The following is a 19,333-nucleotide window of genomic DNA, read 5'->3' on the forward strand; positions in this document are numbered from 1 at the left end:
TCCACAAAAATTGGATTGGTTTTAAGCCCATTGCGATCGCAAACAGCCATGGAGTGGTAGTTTGAGATCGCTCCATAGTGACTAAACGCTATAACTTAATAAATACTTACTAAGCAAAGACTCTATTCCTAAGGTTTTTCACGGTACACTTACCGCAAAGTCACTTCAAATTTACACTAAAGGTTTACAGCCATGCAGCAAGGTACGAAATTTGCATTCATGGGTATTGTAGCTGTTAGTCAATTGGCTGTAGGCAGTTTAAGTATTGTTGCTCCCGCCTATGCCCAGCTCATTCCAGATAATTCTCTAGGAATTGAAAGTTCTTTTATTACCCCTGATGTTCCTTTGGGTAATGGGTTCACGGATCGAATTGACGGAGGAGCGATTCGATCTGGAAATCTCTTTCATAGCTTTTTAGAATTTAATGTGCAAAATGGCCAACAGGTTCATTTCGCCAATCCTGTTGATATTGAAAATATCTTTAGCCGGGTAACTGGAGTAAACTCATCCAGTATCTTAGGCACCCTTGGCACATTGGGACAGGCTAACTTATATCTAATCAACCCCAACGGTATCCTCTTTGGCCCTGAGGCTCAGTTGGATGTGCGCGGCTCATTTGTTGGCACCACATCTAACGGCGTTACGTTTGACAACGGCTATATTTTTAGTGCCCTTAATCCGGATGTTCCCCCTCTGCTAGCAATTAACTCACCGATGGGGCTTAGCAGTTGGCTGCCTGCTACAGGAAATATTACCAATGAGGGCAATTTAACTGCGGGGCAAGACCTGACCCTGCAAGGGCTAAGTCTGAACCTGCATAATCAAATAAGCGCGGGGGAAAATTTAACGCTATTAGCTACAGATACACTAACGGCCAGGGATAGTGACAGTCATTCATTTATCGCTTCAGCGGGTAACAATCTAACTCTGCAAGGTGACACGATTGATCTATATATACTGCAGCAGGCAGGCAGCGGTTTGACTGCAGGCAATGATCTAACATTGGTTTCACCCAATGCCATTCGAGCAGACGCTCACTTTATAACAGGGGGTGAATTTCAGGCCCAAGACCTTGATGGTAATCCAGCGAATGTGTTCAGTTTGGAAGATCCGATTGTTTTAGCGGTGGGTAATGTGACCCTGGCGAACTACGAAGGCCCTTCACTGCATGTGTTAGCAGGGGGCAGCGTTCAATTGGGTGACGTCGTGATTACTGGTCCTGATACGGGAGCTAATACCATTAACCCGAATAACAATACGCTTATTCCTGGGACAACAACTCCTTACAGTGCCCTCAGTAACGTGACATTATCTGATGGTGTAACAACATTAGAGATTAGTGGCAACACTCAGACTACGCTTGATGTGAGGGCAGGCGTTGACTGGAATCAGGCTCCGTTTACTGGAGAGCCTGGGATCGGAGTTCCTACTATTGAGCCGGCTGGTGTAGCCACTGTGAATGATCCTGGTGGAACCCTGGGTTCTGACATTACCGTAGGTACTATCGGTATTAGACAACCCGGTGGATTGGTGTTGCTGACTAATCAGTATCAGCCAAATACAAGTTTACCTGCTGGTACGATCGAAGTAATTTCGATTGAGGATCAGTTTCCCCCTCCTGCAGGTGCTGGCAGTAATATTGTTATCGATGCTCGGGGTGATATTTCTCTTCCCTCATCTGAATCCATTTCATCAGTAGGGACGCCAGGGGGGAGTATTACCTTAAGAAGTGAGACCGCTATTCTTCAGCCAGAAAATGAGGCTTCTATCGAAAGTACTTCTTTGGTTGGGAACGGCGGAGATATTAATCTGGTGGCCCCCATTATTAATTTGGGGGGTAATGCATTTACCGTATTTGTCGGAGCATTTGGACCTGGTCAAGGAGGAGACCTTAACATACTCGCAGACTCTTTTCAGTCTGATTTTTCGACTATAGCCGCTGTTGTGGTGCCACCTGGCAATAATGGGCAAGCTGGCAATGTCAATATTAACAGTGATTCAATTTTCTTAGATGAAGTACAGTTTTTCAGTGCAGTTGTCATCCCTGGGGCTTCAGGTAATTCAGGAAATGTCGATATTACAACCGATTCGCTAGTAGCCATTAACGGTACCCTAATAGGTTCTTTAACTGCTGGCAATGGCAATGCTGGTGATGTAACTGTAACGGCGGATTCTATCTCCCTTTCTGGTTTTAGAGTAGTAACTCAACCTATTATTGTTTTTGAACCTACAGGTATTTTTAGTACCGTTGTCCCTGGTGCCGTTGGTACAGGAGGCAACATTGATATTAAAACTGGCTCGTTATCCTTAGAAAATGCAGCTCAAATTAGAACCAGTTCAGACGGTGTTGGCGATGCTGGTAATGTTGTCATCGAGGCGGACGATATCACCTTAGATGGGGCTGTCTTTAGTCCAGAAGTTTTAGCTACACCTGATTTAATACCCACATTTCCCAGTGCAATTTTAAGTGAGATGCGTCCAGGGTCAGATGGGCAAGGAGGAACGATTGATATAACAACCTCCACCCTAGCCCTCACCAATGGGGGCACCATTAGTGCCAGTACCCAATCGGGTGATGCTGGCAACGTCACGATTACAGCCACTGAATCCGCTATCTTTGACGGCTTAGTTTCGTTTGCAGAAGTGGGTGAAGACACTCGCCATAGCGGTGCCAGTGTCGAAACCTTGGAACAAGCAACTGGAAATGGTGGCCTACTGGTGATTACCACCCCTAACCTGTCTGTTATCAATGGTGCTCAGCTAGAAGCAACAACCGCAGGTGAAGGGGATGCTGGCGATATCAAACTAAACGTTAGTGATACTGTTTTAGTAGATGGTGCTGACAGTGCTATTGAGGCTAACACCACATCAGATTCAACGGGTATTGGCGGGGATGTGATTATTGATCCTCAGCTAGTGCTCGTACAAAACGGAGGCCGGATTGCGGTTGATAGTCAGGGGACTGGTGAAAGTGGCAATATTTTTATTACTTCTGAGCAACTTCGCCTGGACCAAGGGCTGATCTCAGCTGAAGCTGACAGTGCCGATGGTGGAAATATTACCCTTAATTTGGGGCCTATTTTGCTTTTGCGTAATGGCAGTAACGTTTCTGCCACTGCCGGGCGTGATCAAGGCTTTGGCAACGGTGGAAACGTTGCCATTACGACTGCCGATGGTTTTGTGGTGGCGGTGGATACCGAAAATAGTGACATCACAGCCAATGCTTTCCTGGGCAACGGTGGGAATGTCACCGTAAACACCCAGGGGTTGTTTGGTATCGAGTTTCGGCCAGCCTTGACTCCCTTGAGCGATATTACAGCTAGTTCTGAATTTGGTCTTCAAGGTAGCGTCACAATTGAAACGCCAGATGTTGATCCCAGTGATGATCTAGTGCAACTGCCCACAGGGCTGGTAGATGCCTCCCGACTGGTTGCCCAGGGGTGTGGTGCGGGGGCTAGCGATATTGCAACTGCCCTGGGGGAATTTACGGTGACCGGTCGGGGAGGGTTGCCCCCATCGCCTGATCAGCTTAACCCTCAAAGCGACCTGGCAGTTTGGGAAACGTTAGATGATGTTCCAAACACCTCAATAACCACAGATCAAGGGCCTGTGACATCAACGGTCAACCATCAAGAGCCCAGGCAAATCACTGAGTTTCAAGGATGGATTGTAGATGACAATGGCGAAATTGTGCTGACGGCAGAAGCAACGTCTGTCACACCTCATAGTCCCTGGTATTCAGCATTTGCCTGTCAGACACAAGATTAAATGGCTTGAAATTAGCCATTACTTATACCACTGCTCAGCAACGGTATCTCTGGGACAGTTACCATTTTTAAACACTGCTGGCTTTTTGATGCATTCTTGTAAACATAGGTTAAAGGTGCCATTATCCTCTATGAACCCTGTGTCCCCTAAACCTGATGACCTGTCACCAACTGACCTTGCCGCAGAGAATGAACGATTGCATCAGGCACTGTTAGTGGCTCAGAGTGAACGCGAAAGCCTGGAGACGCTGATCAATATTGTGACCGAGCATTCTACTGTGTTGGAAAACTCGCTTAATCAGCAAAAGCGGGAAATGGCCAGTTACATTCAGCAGGTGAAAATTGTTACGTCAGCAGCAGCGGCTGTTCAACGTAATGCGTTCACCCCTGAGCACTTAGAAACAGTTATCAGTCGTGCTGACGAGTTGGGTACCCTGGCCCAGGTATTTACAGAAACAGTGTTGGCTGTCAAAGCCCATGAACAAACATTAATCAAAAATAATCAACACCTAGAGCAACTCTTGCAAGCCTACAGTCGATTTGTGCCTCAGGAATTTCTTCATTTTTTGCAAAAAGAGAGCGTGATCGACTTACATCTGGGGGACCATGTGAGTAAAGAAATGGCCATCTTGTTCTCCGACATTCGTGACTTTACGACAATGGCCGAGACCATGACTCCCCAGGAAAACTTCAACTTTATTAATAGTTATTTAGGGGATATTAGCCCAGAAATTGCTAATCATCATGGCTTGATTATGAAATATATGGGGGATGGCATTATGGCCGTCTTTCCCGATGGAGTAGATGATGCTCTACAAGCTAGCATTGCTCAAGCTCAACGACTACGAGACTATAACCAACAGCGCCAATCAAAAGGCTATGTAACTCTAAATGTGGGCACGGGGATCCATGTGGGGCAGATGATGGTGGGGATTGTTGGTGAGAGCCATCGCATGCAGTTGGATGCCATGGCTGACAACGTGAACCTAACAGCTCGCTTGGAGGGATTGACTAAATACTATGGGGTGCAACTACTGATTTCAGAAGACGTTCTCCAAAAATTAACAGATGTTGATCGTTACTCAATGCGTCTAATTGATCGGGTCATTGTCAAAGGTCGTCACACCCCCATCACCGTTTACGAGGTGCTTGATGCGGAAGAAGAGACAATGCGGGCCAATAAGCTAAAAACATTGCCAGAGTATTTACAGGCTCTAGACTTTTATCAGCAGGGGCAGTTGCTCAAAGCCCAGGTTTGTTTTCAAGAAGTTCTTCAGGCAAATCCTACTGATAAAGCTGTGCAGCTTTATTTAGACCGTTTACAGCTGCTTCAGCAGCAAGACTTGCCTGATGATTGGCAGGGGATTTGGGAGTTTAAACAAAAATAGGATACCTAATTCTTTGGGAGAATAACCTCAGATTTAATCATCCTGCTGCTGTAAACACCTATCTACCAGTTGCGCGATTTTTGCATACTCATAGTCTTTAGCAAACGCCATTAGCTGCTTGGTGGCCAATATTTGAGACGGGGGGATGTCTTGTAGTAACACTTTCACTTGCTTGCCATTGAGCCGCTGAGCTGCCTGATGTAGTTTCACTAACCAGTCTGGCGGCATGGTAGCCAATGCTACTGTAAGACTGTTATTAGTTGTCACATCTACAGGGATCACCTCTTTCTTTACGAGTGTTGCGTCCTTAGGTTGTTCAACAGCGTTACCCAGATTAATTGGAACTTCCACAGCGGAAGGAACTACAGTTGTGGCTGGTACTTTTAGGATCTTTTGATGGGAAATAACAGTATCAGTAGAAGATTTGCTACTCCCTAGTTCGTCTGACTTAACCAACACGTGAGCTGTGAAAGTGAAGATGCTCCCTTTCCCAAGTTGACTACTAACCTGAATATCCCCAGCCATTAACTGGGCTAGCTGCTGGCTAATGGGTAACCCTAAGCCAGTGCCAGTCTTTGAGTTTTCGCCGCTTTCAGTTTGTAAAAAAGGAATAAACAGCTTATATAACTCAGATTCGGCAATTCCTTCACCCGTATCTTCAATTTCAAACTGTAGAGAGAGGCCACTTTGTTGGTATTTTGTGTGGCCCACGCGTAAGGCTATATACCCAGCTTGGGTGAACTTTAAGGCATTACCCAATAAATTAATCAACACTTGCCGAAGTTTGGGGGCATCTCCAATCAGCTCCTTTGGCATAGTGGGTGAAATTTCAACTATAAACTGTAGCCCTTTCTGTTCTATACGCAGTCGGAATAAAGACTCAATCGTGGTGATTAGAGTACTCAAGGCGAAGGGATCTTGGCGTAGAGTTTGCTGGTTTGACTCCAGCTTAGCCATTGATAAAATGTCATTGATCAGTTCCAGTAAATGTTCTCCACTCTGGCTAATCATCTGTATGCGTTTCTGACTTGTTGCAGAAATGTTGTTATCACTGGCGACCAGTTGACTAAATCCTAAGATGGCGTTGAGGGGCGTTTTAAGCTCGTGACTCATGTGGGCAAGGAAGTTGCTTTTTGCATGGCTAGCCGCTTCTGCAACTTCTTTGGCCTGATTGAGTTCTACGTTGGACTGTCGCAATTCAGCGGTGCGTTCAGCGACGGTTAATTCCAGAGCAGATTTTGCCTCTTCTAGAATGGCAACGGTCTGTTGCTGGGCTTTGACTTTTGTTTGGATAACTCGATCGTATTGGTAAAAAGCTGCCAGCCCAGCACTGCTTAACAATAGACTGGCAACCGCAGGTACCCAGGGAATCCACCAACCTGTTAACAGCATGATATAGCTAATGCCAACGATAGTGGCAGTGCTAAGGGAAACCCACAGTAGGCCATGCAGAGGCTTGCGCGTATATCCTGCAAGAGCAATACCGACTAGCCCCCAGCCAATAATCCAGAGATATTCTTCTGGATCTGACCAGCTTCTAAATAAGGGACGTTGCTCAAGGGCGGCACTAATAATTTGGCTGACTGTGTGGGCTTGGATTTCAACACCATAGACAAAATCTAGCTCTGGGCTAATGACAGATTGGGTTGCTGCGTTGCTATAGTCTTTGATACTGGGTGTAGTGACGCCGATGAGAACAATGCGATCGCGAATCCAATCAGGATTGATATTGCCTGATAACACATCCTGAAATGTCACTACCCTAAAGGGTTGAGCGCTTTGACGAAAATTGAGCAAAGTTTGGACTGCGCCATCACCCGTATCTAAATTTACATAACTGCCAAAATTGGATTGAAGGCGGGGTATTTCAGTATCACCAAAGCGTATGGTGGTCGGATCCTTATACCCATTGCCGATAAGAATGTTTTCTTGTTCTAAATAAGTTTGAGCTAATAATAATGCCAAAGAAAATCGGAACCCTTGATCTGTTTGGGTGCCGAGAATGGCACGGCGTTGCCAACCATCTTGATCAAAAGGGGCGTCAACAAACCCCACACGTTCTGCAGGTATTGTATGTGGCGGTGGAATTATAGGATAAAGGACTTTTTCAATGCCAATAATGTTTTCAATATCTTGCAAAGTAGTTCTTAACTCGTTATGACCTGGCTCTACAGGTAGATCTCTAAATAAGTCTAAACCAATGACCCGTGGTTCGTGACTATGGAGCGTATGTAGCACTTTGGCAAGGGGACGATCGGGGATGGGATAGGTGCCGATGGATTGAATGGTTTCCTCGTTGATGCTGACCAGCAAGATCCGTTCATCGGTGGGTTCTTGGGGGTGCGATCGCAAAAAAGCATCCAAAGCTTGCCATTCCAAAGGTTGAAATGCCCCTGCCAAGCGGCCAGCTGTAATTAAGCCTAGAAACAGCAAACCGGGTAGCAGTCCAACTTGTAAAACTGCTATCTGGTTACGAATACTGCCCCAGGTCCCAAAAATCAATCAGTCGTCTCCCAAAGATAGTGTCATTATTCTAGCTGCAACCAAAGTTTACATCGCCTGAAATCATCTTTGGAGTTAGAGTTAGCCATCTGATCAGTACACCTTGCATGTCTTAACATCCGGTATTCACCTTAAAACTGTGGGAAATGGTGTGTAGAGAATGATGAGTGTCTCAGGTTACCCTCCTTCCGTAGAAACTATTACCTTTTATCAGGGTCGGATTATAGTGTGGGGTAACGATGGCTTGAGACTGAAATTACCAGGATCTTCTCGTAGAACTATGAAATACTTTAAAAATTTTCAATATATGGCTATGAGACCCTCACAAAAAAGCTCTTTGTTTTCAAAACGTTGTTATCAATTAATACTGGGGACTTTACTGTTAACGTTGCCGTTGAATCCTGTTCACGCTCAACAGTATAATCCTCCCAGCGGTAGTCCTCCGCAAACTGCAACTGGCTCAAATGGCTCACGTGGTTGTCGAGGAATATATGATGTACCGCTAGTGGGATTAGCTCCAACGTTGATGAATCATGTGGGGCAAACGACTACGATCACCCCCACCCTAGCCTGGTTTGTCCCGACAGCTGACCCCTATCGCATTAGAGTTTCTCTCTATACAATTGACCAAGAAAACTTACTATACGAGACAGAGTATGAAGACACTATCCCAGGAATTATGAGTTTTTCAATCCCTGAAGATGTCGGTTTAGAACCTGATGGGCGTTATCTTTGGGAAGTCAACATTGACTGCGATTTGGATAATCCCACTTATCAGGAGTATTTTATAGCCGAGGTTGACATCGTTTCTCCTCCAGCAGAGCTGGCTGCTGCTGTAGCTCTAGCTCCCACAGCCTCAGAGAAGGCATCACTCTATGCAGAAGCCGGCTACTGGTACGATGCTTTTAAGGAAGCATTGAGTGCCTCAGAAGATGTGAGTTTTGTACAAACACTATTATCCAGTTTAGCTGCTTCCGAAGAAGACTCCCTTCAGAAACAGTACTTATCTGAAGTTATTGAAATCATTGGTAACTCAGATATTAATCCGTAATCGACTTCGAGAGATTGAACGACTCATCCTCCCAGTGGGACTCTAACTGTCGTAGCAATTGGAGCCACTGGGATTCACTATTTTTGAGTAAATCGCAAAAATCATCGGGTGTTTCGATGCTGTCGAAGTAGTTAGCGGCGGCTGGTTCTGCAGGATTCCAAGGATAAGGAGTATCATCGCTCAAAATGCTATAAAGCATTTCCAGCTCAATGTACTTAAGGTCGGTTTGAGAAAACATCATCGAACAGAGGAGTGATGAAAATTACTGACAGCCCACTGCATCGCCTATGGGATTCTACAATCTCACTATGACAACTACTTTTGGTAAAATCAATCCTGAAAAGTTCAGATTTATTCCTGAAAAGTTCAGATTTATTCAGGTAAAAGTTCAGTTTAATTGGGTTTCTACGTAGAAATGGATCCTTAGGCCCACTTTTTACCAGTATTTTCGAAATATCTGGTGGCATATGATACAAACTTCTAGATACCAGCTATATGTGCAAGAATAGTTAGAACTTGATCGGACCTATGCTCAGGTTTGCCCATGGATACAAAACATCTAACTGTAGAACTTAGCGAGCAGGCACTAAAAAATTTAGTAGCCTATTGCGAGCAGTCTGGTCTGGATTCATCCACAGTTATTCAGTCGTACTTGTTGACATTGGGAGCACCTCAGTCAACGTCTTACTTGTTGACATTGGGAGCACCTCAGTCAACTCTGTCTAAAGAACCTACTGTTACGTCCGAAGATCAACAGTCTGAGCATAATCCTCTTACTCAACTGCAAAAAACAATCAGCGAGCTTGAGCGTGAAAAAATAGATTTAGAGATTCTGCTTGACACTACTCTGGAACACTCGGACTATATTACGCATCAACTACGTATTGCTAAGGTGACTGCTGAGTTGGCAAACCAATCTAAAAGTAGGTTTTTGGCTAGGATGAGCCATGAGTTACGCACACCCTTAAATGCGATTTTGGGATTTAGCCAACTGTTAGAAAATACCCCGTCCCTGAGTTCTCAACAACGAGAACAACTGACTATCATCAATCGAAGTGGAGAGCACCTGCTGACTTTGATCAATGACATTTTAGATATGTCTAAGCTGGAAGCAGGTAAAATCATTGTTAATCCAAGCATTATCAATTTGCATACACTTTTGCAGGATATGCAGGCTATGTTTAAGCTCAAAGCAGATGCCAAAGGCTTAGAGCTGATTCTCAATTACTCTCCTGAACTACCTCAGTATGTTGAAACGGACGCCGGAAAATTAAAACAAGTTTTAATCAATTTATTAGATAATGCCATTAAATTCACAGAGCGTGGTCAGGTGTGTCTTAGGGTTAGTTTTGAAGCATTGGCAGCTGAGCAACAAGGGGAAACATCGTCTAGAACTCCATGTACGTTGTACTGTGAAGTAGAAGACTCTGGGCCTGGGATTGCTGAGAGTGATCTCGAAGTCATCTTTACCCCCTTTGAACAAACTTCAGTAGGTCGTAATATCCATCAAGGAACTGGGTTAGGGTTATCCATCAGTCGACAATTTATTCAATTGATGGGGGGTGAATTGACAGTCAATAGCCGAGTTGGAGTCGGCTCTAAGTTTAAACTCCATATACCCGTTTACCAGTATTCTGATGAGATGATGTCTGTGGAGATACCTGCAGAGCTGTCTGTAGCCTCTGCTATTAAGCATTTATCCAAGCTTGATGGTCAAGAGCGTCAAATTCAAATCAAAGAGAATAATATAAACAAAATTGAGTCATTATCGTCATCAACTGCAGCATCATTGGATGAAATGCTAAATGATATGCCGCCCCAATGGTTAAAAGAGCTACATTATGCAGCGAGCCAATTAAAGGGGAAACAGGTGATGCAGTTGATTCAGCAAGTGTCAGAAGAGAAAGCAGCCCTTGCGCACCACTTGAGAGAACTAGCCGAAAATTATCAGTTCAACAAGATAACTGAGATGACAATGCGTTAAAAACTAAGGCTTTAAACTGGAATGATGATAAAAATGTTGTTGGCTTTTGTGAGTAATCTGTTGATCATGGTCTGGGGCTTGATACGCTAGAGCATGGCTACGGCATCTATCGATTAACCAGCAATCGCGCTTTCCGTAACACAAACCTGAGTACTGACCCCCAGTGAGAAATAATATCGGCCTGAGCGTTCAAGGGTTACAACGACACTATGTTGATGCCATTGCCGCCGCTTTGTTTGGCCTGTTGCAGAGCGCGATCGCATCCCTCTAAAAACGCCTCCAGTCCCATATCCGCTATCGGCTGCGCTGTGATTATCCCAATACTCAGGGTTTGATCAATTTTCTCAACAGCTTGCAACAACTTCTGAGCCATTTTCTCTGCTGTTGTTGTATTCGGTAAAACGATGGCAAAGACTAACGTGCCATAGCGACCAACCAAATCATTAGAACCCTGGATTGTTTGCTTCAGCACCTGGGCCACTTGAGTCAGACACTGATCGCCCGCTGTCGGGTTTCCCCCTTCCCCATAAAAATTAAAATTATCTACCTGGGCCAGCATCAAACTTAAAGACGTTTGGGATTGTACCGCCTGCTGCCAACACTGCAGCAAATAGGCATCAAATCGACGACGACTGGCCACCTGGGTCAATTCATCCAGGGCAGCTAGGCGCTGTAGCTCTTGAATCGCCTGCTGCAGCTGAGCATTTTGTGCCTTGAGCTGACGTTGCAGCTGTTGTACCTTGAGCTGATTTTCTACCCTGGCCAGCACTTCCACCACCTTGAAGGGCTTAGAAATATAGTCACTCCCCCCTGCCGAAAATGCTTTGACTTTGTCCCACGCTTCATCCAGGGCACTGACAAAAATGATAGGGATCTCCTGGGTGGTTGGATTCGCCTTGATCTGCTGACAGACGGTGTACCCATCCATATCGGGCATATGAATGTCCAGCAAGATCAAATCTGGCTGTTCTAGCGAAACGGCTTGCAGCGCCACAGTGCCATTGATGGCCTGCTGGACTTCATAGCCCTGCTCTTCGAGCAAATCGGATAGCAGCCTCAGGTTTTTAGGCTGATCGTCCACCAGCAAAATGGTAGAACCTGATAAAGGTTTAACCGATGGTACAGCGGTTGGCGCTGTAGTGGCTGGTGTGACCGGTAGTACAGCCGCTGCTGCTGCATCAGCCGCAATTGGTGCCGTAACCGGTTTAGGAGCAGGGGCAGCACTGCGCATCGCCTGTTCTAGGAGCCCGCGCACATTAGCTTTTGTAACTTTTTGATCCAATGATTGAGAAATCAGCTGCCAAAGTTTAGGCGCAACATCTTGCTTGACATATTTAGCTGAGTATCCACATTCTTCAGCAATCTGGTCATAGGTTTTGCGTTCTCCCTGGAGAGCGGCAATCAAAATTTGGCGTTGTAGCTCACTACAGAACGTGTCTGTCTTTTTGTGGATAAGAGTTTCAGCAAATTCTAGAATACTGTCAGTGTCGCTCATGGATAACGCTTATTAAATCTGGCCTACGTTCAGAAGAGTAAGTTGACCGTAGAAAATCAGCTTTCTCAACCACTGTCATTGCAGTGGTTGAGAAAGCTTAAACTGTCGTGAGTGTAGCAAACCCTTCAGATTCATTGTGGATAGGGTTATAAATATTATCTGAGCCGCATTATATGAGGCGTTGAGTAAAACCATAAGCTTATTTTTTGACAAGCCCTAGGCTGGATGACCTGACAAAAGGGCAGTTAGTTGACTGTAGTCATAATTTTCGGCGAGTTGCTTCAAATGGTTAGCCACCGCTACTTCAGATGCTGGCATCTGGTTCAGGAGTTTCATCACCTGACGACCATTGAGCCGCTGTGAGGCTTGTTTGAGTTCAGTTAACCAGTCTGCAGGCATCGTGGTCAGGGATTGGGCAATGGTACTGGATGTGATTAGGGCATTTACTCCCTTTGCTCGCTCCCCTAAATCTGAAACGTCGGGTTCGACTTCATGATTTTTTGTTTGGACAGCAGGGTCTAATCTTGCTTCAAGTGTTGGTGGTTCTATTGCCTCAACGGTACTTTGACTTTGAACCGTAAAGGCAAATACTGTGCCTTGTCCCAGTTGGCTAGTAACCTGAAACTCTCCTCCCATGAGTTTGACAAACTGTTGACTGATAGAGAGACCTAAACCAGTGCCAGTTTTGGATTTAGTGCCACTGTCAGTTTGTTCAAAGGGGACAAATAATTTAGGTAGTTCATCGACGGCAATGCCTTCGCCGGTATCTTCCACACTAAATTCTAAGCATGGCTGTTCAGCCTCAGAGCAAGGCCGCACCCGCACACCGATGTGTCCCTGGTTCGTAAATTTGAGCGCATTACTCAAGAGATTTAATAGCACCTGACGAATCTTTTTCTCATCACCGACAAACTGAGGTGAGACATCTGGATCAGTCTCGATGAAAAATCTCAATCCTTTCTGTTCCACCCGTAGTTGAAAGAGGGCCTGAATGGTTTCTGTTAATTGGATAATCTCAAATAGACTCTCCTTTAGGGGTTGCTTACCAGCCTCCAATTTAGAGAGTTCCAAAATGTCATTGATTAAGTGCAGCAGGTGTTCCCCACTATGGCGAATCAAATTGAGACGCTTTTGATGGGTCTCTGCCAGGTCTGTAGCCTTAGCCATAATTTGGCTAAAGCCAATAATGGAGTTGAGGGGGGTGCGTAGCTCATGGCTCATGTTGGCGAGAAACTTGCCTTTAGCTTTGCTAGCCATTTCGGCTTCATCCCTGGCCAACTTCAGTTCAACCGTGCGTTCTGCTACCTTTTGCTCCAGGGTGGTATAAAGCTGTGAGTTTTCTAATGAGATGGCTATTTGGGTGGAAAGGAGACCCAAAATCTGCAAACGATCGCGGGTAAAGGCTCCTTCTACCAGGTTGTTTTCTAAATATAGAACGCCGACTAGCTTGCTTTGGTGTACCAGGGGAGTACAGAGTACAGACTTGAGCTGGTGTTGCTGAATGTAGGGATCTTGGGCGAAGTCGGCAAATTGATCCGTGGCGTCGGGTGCGATCGCATTGGTTAACACCACACTCTTCTGAGTCCGCACCACATAGTTAAACAGCCCAGTGGGAATATGCCCCTGAATGGGTAACCCCATCAACACCCGAATCGGTTTATTGACTGCTCCAGTTGCTTCAATCCTGTACTGGCCCTGATTTTCAAGAATGAGATGGCCGGTTTGGGCCCCGGCATTTTCCATCACCACTTTCATCAGCTGCCCCAGCAACTTCTCCTGGACAATCTCCTGGGCAATGGCCTGGGACGCCTTCATCAAAGACTGGAAATCAACGGTTTCAGTCCCCGACGCGAGACTAAACTGCACTGCCGTAGACTGGGAATCAAAAATGTACCCTCTGGGGGAATGGCTGGTGATCGCCAACAGATTTGGGTAGTGCCGCTTCAGCTGTTTCACTTTGGCATGGGCTCCCCAAAGTTGATAGGTATAGCTGGCCTTTTGCAAGTAGGTTTGGGCAAAATCTCGCTTGTTTTGTGATAACCAAAACCGACCTGCCAACTCATTTGCTAAGGCTTCATCCTGGATAAATCCTTGGGTTGCTGCCTCTGTAATTGCCTGATCGTACCCCCCAAACGCTTCCCATGGTCGCTCGTCAAGGCGAGCGAGTTCTGCGTTTACCAGCCAAACCTTATGCAAGAAGTTTTCAGGACAGGTGTTGGCCCAGCCTTTAAGTTCTTGCTGCAGACTTGAAATTTCTTCCAGATACTCCTTTTGCTGTTGGAGAGTCGCCTCTGGATAAAGTTGGATCAGAATAAGGGAGGTGTACAGGTTGAGTTCAGCATTGGAAATCACCCCCAGAATATAACTTTGCAGTTCCCTGGCTTGTCGGGCATAGTCCAGGGCTAGCTCAAACTCCCTGTCCATATAGCCCATAATGGCTTTGAGAATGTAGTAGCGGCAGAGGCCACTAAAACTTTTGTGGTCTGTACAGGCTTGAATATACGATGTTTCCACTGCTGCGGGTAACTGAGCCAGGTCGTCCTCCGCAGAGACTTCAGCTGGGGCCTCTGCCAAAGGAGTTAATAACTGCTGGAGAACTAACTCATATCCCCGTAGCGCATCGATAGCCCACTGATTCTTGACCTGGCGACAGAACGCTAGGGCATCTTGCAAATCCACCATTAAGGCTTCCAGGTTTTTGCCCTGAAAGAACAAATTGGAAATGCGATAGCTGATGGTGTAGCCCACATATTGCAGTTCACCGGATTCTAAACCTACCTGTGCCCCGGTTTGGTTGATGTCGTCGGCCTCTTTGACAGGTTTGACCCATGAGTGCACAAAGTTACTCAAAATAAAGCAGGCCCGCGATTTCTGAGTTAAATTGTTATATCGTTCACTCAGTCTGAGAGATACTAAGCAGGACTCATAGCTGGCTTCATAGTTACCTAAGACTGAGCCCAGCAGCGTGCCATAGTTGGAATAGCCATAGCACGACTCAGCTACATTGCCATGGTCTAAAAACAGGTTAATGGACAGAACAACGACGATTTGCCAGGCAGCCTGGTTATAACGATAGGCTGCTGACCCAATATTAGAAAGGATTTTAACCGCGAGCTGTTGCTCAGGATCAACAATTTCAGGCAGCTCTAGCAGTGACGCCAGGGGACGATCGTCCAAACGGGCCTGAAGATGGTTGCAGCTTTGGGTAAAGGCTGCTGAAAAATTCTCTTGGGGAAAGTCAATGTTAAACAGCTGTAGTGCCTGCCGACCGTAATCCAGTGCCTGGGCATACTCAGTTTTAAGGGTGGACTGAATTACCAGTAGGTTATATGCCTCAGCTCGGTCCATGACCGTTTGAGCTTGGGTTAAAACAATTTCCAACAGTTGACGGGAGATGTCAAAATTACCCAGAAGGTACTCCACTTCTGCCTGGGCTTGATGCAGCGCCAGAGTCAAGGAATAGTGATTATTCCAGCAATTGTCTGGTAAACAATCTAGCCCCACATCAAGATAGGTGTGGGCAGCGTCGTAGGCAGTAGCATCTTTGGACTTTTGAGCCGCTTTTAAATTGAGTTCAGCCAGCTTCAATGGAAAGCCTGTATCGGTATTGTGTCTGCGGCCAATGTTGAGGTGATCAGCAACATCAAACAGGGTATCACTCCAGTCTCCTGCTGGAACCGTATGCCATAGCAGTTGGCCAATGGACAGGTGTTGCTGTTGCCGCTGGCTGTCGCTCATGGTGTCATAGGCAGCCTGCTGCACCCGATCATGTAAAAATCGGTATTCTTGAATCAGTAAATTGGCATCTGTTTGTGATGTGGTTAAAATCAGTCCGGCCTGGACAGCCACCATCAGGTCTGGGGCAATATCTGTATCTGGTTTGCGCTCAAGAACAGCCAAGGTTTTCAGGTCAAATTGGGTCCCTACACAAGCGGCTAGACAGAGCAGCTGCTGAGTGTCTGGAGGTAGCTTTTTCAGCTTGACCAACATTAGCTCTACGACATTGTCGGTAATGTCTTGAGCTTGAACCTGTTGAATATCCCATTGCCAATGACACTGTTGCCTATCAAAGTAAACCAGGTTTTCGGCAGCAAGGGTTTTGAGAAACTCGTTTACAAAAAAGGGATTACCGTTGGTTTTTTGGGTGATTAGCTGGGCAAGGATATCAACAGCTGTCAGATCGCAGCGGAATGTATCCGATAACAGGGACTGGATATGCTGGTGGGTCAGGGGGTGGAGAGCCAGGTGGCGAGGGTTAACACCTTCCTCCTTCAAGGCCTTGAGCACCATCATCCAGGGATGTGTGGGACTGACTTCATTATCCCGATAGGCCCCAATAAACAGATGGGACTTCATTTTAGGATTGGTCAAAATCAGTTGGATCAGCTGGAGGCTTGCCGCATCAGCCCACTGTAAGTCATCCAGAAAAATTACCAGGGGGTGGGTGGGATCGCTAAAGACTTGAACAAAGCGTTGGAAAACTAAATTAAAGCGATTGCGGGTTTCTGTTGCCCCCAGCTTAGGGACAACGGGCTGAGGGCCAACGACCAACTCTAAATCTGGAATCACATCCACAATCACCTGACCGCTGTTTCCCAAGGCCTGCAGCAGTTTTAGTTTCCAAGATTGCAGTCGCTCTTGATCCTCAGTCAGTAATAACCGTATCAGGTTGCTAAATGCATCCACTACAGCCGCGTAGGGGGTATTTCGCTGCACCTGGTTAAACTTACCGGAGATAAAATATCCCTTCTTCTCAGTAATAGGTTTATAAACTTCCTGAACCAGGACCGATTTCCCAATGCCTGAATGACCCGTGACCAACAACAACTCGGTCTTTTCTGCCGTGGCTACCTGGTTAAAGATTTCGAGCAACTGGTTAATTTCAGCTGCACGACCATAGAGTCTTTGGGGAATTTTGAGCTGGTGGGGATAATCCTGACTGGCCAGGCTAAACTGTTCTACAGTTCCCTCGGTTTCTAACTGGTGTAAACACCGCTGCAAGTCTGCCTGAATACCCTGGGCACTTTGGTAACGCTCTTCAGCTGTTTTACTCAGCAGCTTTAGAACAATGTCTGAAATAACCGTGGGTATATCCGGTCGTTTTTCTTGTAAACAGGGTGGGGATTGAGCTAAATGTTGATGGAGGACTTCTAAGGGATCGTCGGCATAAAACGGTACGGTTTGAGTTAACAGTTCGTAGAAGGTCACCCCCAGAGAATAAAAGTCTGTGCGATAGTCCAATAGCCGGTTCATCCGACCCGTTTGTTCAGGGGAAATATAGGCCAGGGTGCCTTCTAATACATTTGGACTTTCTAACCGGACACTGGTTTGGGGTACCTGGGTGGCGAGACCAAAATCGATCAGCTTTAACTCTTGTGAGATCTCATTGAAAACAATGTTAGAGGGATTAATGTCCTTATGGATCACATTGGCTCTGTGAATGTATCCTAATGCCTGGGTGATTTTGATGGCAATGGTGAGAAACTGGTTTATGGCCATTGCCCCACCATGAAGCAGATTTTTGAGGGACTTACCGCCAAAGTCCTCTAGAACAATAACAAGAGTTTTTTCATGGGATTCTAATCCATAGGCTTGAACAATATATTCATTGCCAGCTGATGTTTCGTTTTCTGTGGAAGGGGACAGGTTTGTCCCAAAGTTGGCCTCCCCAGGAAAGGCAAGATGTTGCAAGATGCTATATTCCTGGCGGAAACGTGCTAAAGCCTTTGAGGACGGATAATTGTTTTTAAGCTGTTTGATAATGACAGTCTGTCCCTGGGTCAAACCGTTTCCCTCCGACAGCACAGTTCCTCGATACACCAGGGACTGTGTACTTTCGTAAATCTTATTTTGAATGTGATATTGAGATGATTGAAGCAACTGAGCCAATCTCCGTCACATTTTGAGGGATAGCTAAGATCATACTGAATTTTCCTAACCTTTTCTGGTCAAACACCTGAACTTTTCGGGATTTTTTCTGCTTGCTATCACCGCAATACTTGAGTCATCTCAAACGATTGGCTATGCGGTAAGGGGCTTAAGTGATGCAGACTATTATCCCGATAACGTCGTCATTAAGAACTCAGAACTTGACTCGCTCTGCTATCTCGATAACGACATCATTAAGAACTCAGAACTTGACTCGCTCTGCCCATGGCCGTTCTGGTTCATGGAAATGGAAGCAACTTATGACTGGTTTGACCCTGTGGGCATTAGGCGAAGTTCTTTTAGGAGCGGCTGGGTTAGATGACTTGGCAGACTATAGCGAATTTCTATCTGATCGCTATGAGATTGTCCTATTAGCCAAAGCGTTTTGAAAAACCTGAATTTAAACCTGAATAAACCTGAACTTTTCGGTATTTTTTTTGCTGTAGCTTTCCGCGATATTGGACCTTGTCCATGGCATTTTCTCAGGAGGCACTGCCATGAATACAACCTTGCAATTTGATGCCCAAGCCCTTAGTACGATGGATTTGGTACCGTTACTCAAACGCTACCAACTGCTGCCGCAATTACAGCGAGATCTGGTCATTGATCAAGCGATCGCATCCATTCAACTCACATCTGACGATATTAGAATTGCCTGTCAGCAGTTTGACATGCGATATAACTTATTTTCAGTAGAAGACCAGCAGGCATTTTGTCGTCAACGAGGGCTGGTGCCAGACGAATTAGAAGCCTTAGCCATTCGCCAGTTTAAAGTCCAACGATTTAAAGAGGATAAATGGGCGCATCAGCTAGGGTCTTTGTATGCCAAACGTAAACATGATTTTGACCAGGTGATCTATTCGCTCATTCGTACCCGCGATAGCAGTCTGGCCCAAGACATCTATTTTCGCATTCAGAAAAACGAAGATACCTTTGCTAACCTGGCAAAAACCTACTCTAAAGGGTCATCAGCTGAAGTGGGTGGTTTAGTGGGGCCTGTGTCTCTGATGCAGCCGCATCGCGCTATTGCGCGACTGTTGTCAGTGAGTCAAGTAGGTCAGCTATGGTTTCCCATTCCCATTGGCGAATGGTTTGTTATCTTGCGGCTGGAAGAGCGGGTGTCTGCCGAATTAAACAATAGCTTGAAACAGCGTTTACTGGATGAATGCTTTGACACCTGGTTGGCAGTACAGATGAAAAGTATGACCTAAATCATGC

Annotated in this window: 10 protein-coding genes; 6 read left to right on the plus strand and 4 right to left on the minus strand. The window is 45.8% G+C overall.

The genetic code is table 11. The features are described 5' to 3' along the window. Positions 1–192 precede the first annotated feature (192 nt). A complete protein-coding gene (locus SPB21_RS34005) occupies positions 193–3,768 on the plus strand; it encodes a two-partner secretion domain-containing protein (RefSeq protein WP_499869480.1) in 3,576 nt (1,191 codons plus the stop codon). Between the two features lie 130 nt (positions 3,769–3,898). Then, entirely contained in the window at positions 3,899–5,155 is a 1,257-nt protein-coding gene (locus SPB21_RS34010; protein ID WP_163665535.1) for an adenylate/guanylate cyclase domain-containing protein, read from the plus strand. A gap of 33 nt (positions 5,156–5,188) precedes the next feature. Here the strand turns inward: SPB21_RS34010 and SPB21_RS34015 are convergent, their stop codons facing one another. After that, entirely contained in the window at positions 5,189–7,657 is a 2,469-nt protein-coding gene (locus tag SPB21_RS34015) for a CHASE2 domain-containing protein (RefSeq protein ID WP_163699525.1), read from the minus strand. Positions 7,658–8,051: 394 nt separating this feature from the next. On the opposite strand from SPB21_RS34015, the gene SPB21_RS34020 reads away from it, so the two are divergent. Next, positions 8,052–8,708 carry a DUF928 domain-containing protein gene (locus tag SPB21_RS34020; protein WP_163665531.1) on the plus strand — a complete coding sequence of 219 codons (657 nt, stop codon included), beginning with the start codon at positions 8,052–8,054 and terminating at the stop codon, positions 8,706–8,708. Here the strand turns inward: SPB21_RS34020 and SPB21_RS34025 are convergent. Continuing rightward, complete coding sequence (locus SPB21_RS34025; protein WP_163665529.1) at positions 8,698–8,949, minus strand: hypothetical protein; 252 nt, start codon at positions 8,947–8,949, stop codon at positions 8,698–8,700. The two genes, SPB21_RS34020 and SPB21_RS34025, sit on opposite strands and share 11 nt — an antisense overlap. A gap of 303 nt (positions 8,950–9,252) precedes the next feature. Here SPB21_RS34025 and SPB21_RS34030 point away from each other — a divergent pair, with 303 nt between their 5' ends. Further along, on the plus strand, positions 9,253–10,692 hold the full coding sequence (locus SPB21_RS34030) for a sensor histidine kinase (RefSeq protein WP_499869481.1): 1,440 nt from the start codon (positions 9,253–9,255) through the stop codon (positions 10,690–10,692). Positions 10,693–10,888: 196 nt separating this feature from the next. Here SPB21_RS34030 and SPB21_RS34035 read toward each other — a convergent pair whose 3' ends face one another. Both SPB21_RS34035 and SPB21_RS34040 read right to left on the minus strand, forming a co-directional pair. Beyond that, positions 10,889–12,187 carry a response regulator gene (locus tag SPB21_RS34035; RefSeq protein ID WP_499869483.1) on the minus strand — a complete coding sequence of 433 codons (1,299 nt, stop codon included), beginning with the start codon at positions 12,185–12,187 and terminating at the stop codon, positions 10,889–10,891. A 216-nt stretch (positions 12,188–12,403) separates the two neighbouring features. Further along, complete coding sequence (locus SPB21_RS34040) at positions 12,404–18,067, minus strand: AAA family ATPase (protein WP_499869484.1); 5,664 nt, start codon at positions 18,065–18,067, stop codon at positions 12,404–12,406. 308 nt (positions 18,068–18,375) lie between these two features. On the opposite strand from SPB21_RS34040, the gene SPB21_RS34045 reads away from it, so the two are divergent. Further along, positions 18,376–18,504: a hypothetical protein gene (locus tag SPB21_RS34045; RefSeq protein WP_490795726.1), complete on the plus strand. Its 129-nt coding sequence runs from the start codon at positions 18,376–18,378 to the stop codon at positions 18,502–18,504. Positions 18,505–18,612: 108 nt separating this feature from the next. Next, complete coding sequence (locus tag SPB21_RS34050) at positions 18,613–19,326, plus strand: peptidylprolyl isomerase (protein ID WP_499869486.1); 714 nt, start codon at positions 18,613–18,615, stop codon at positions 19,324–19,326. Positions 19,327–19,333 lie beyond the last annotated feature (7 nt).

The organism is Leptothoe sp. ISB3NOV94-8A (assembly GCF_043421595.1).
GTDB lineage: Bacteria > Cyanobacteriota > Cyanobacteriia > Phormidesmidales > Phormidesmidaceae > Leptothoe > Leptothoe turfae.

Excerpts from the sequence above, each read along its gene's own strand:
- SPB21_RS34035 (WP_499869483.1), bottom strand. The coding sequence starts at position 12,187 with ATGAGCGACACTGACAGTATTCTAGAATTTGCTGAAACTCTTATCCAC.
- SPB21_RS34050 (WP_499869486.1), top strand. The coding sequence starts at position 18,613 with ATGAATACAACCTTGCAATTTGATGCCCAAGCCCTTAGTACGATGGAT.
- SPB21_RS34025 (WP_163665529.1), bottom strand. The coding sequence starts at position 8,949 with ATGATGTTTTCTCAAACCGACCTTAAGTACATTGAGCTGGAAATGCTT.
- SPB21_RS34030 (WP_499869481.1), top strand. The coding sequence starts at position 9,253 with ATGGATACAAAACATCTAACTGTAGAACTTAGCGAGCAGGCACTAAAA.
- SPB21_RS34005 (WP_499869480.1), top strand. The coding sequence starts at position 193 with ATGCAGCAAGGTACGAAATTTGCATTCATGGGTATTGTAGCTGTTAGT.
- SPB21_RS34045 (WP_490795726.1), top strand. The coding sequence starts at position 18,376 with ATGACTGGTTTGACCCTGTGGGCATTAGGCGAAGTTCTTTTAGGAGCG.
- SPB21_RS34010 (WP_163665535.1), top strand. The coding sequence starts at position 3,899 with ATGAACCCTGTGTCCCCTAAACCTGATGACCTGTCACCAACTGACCTT.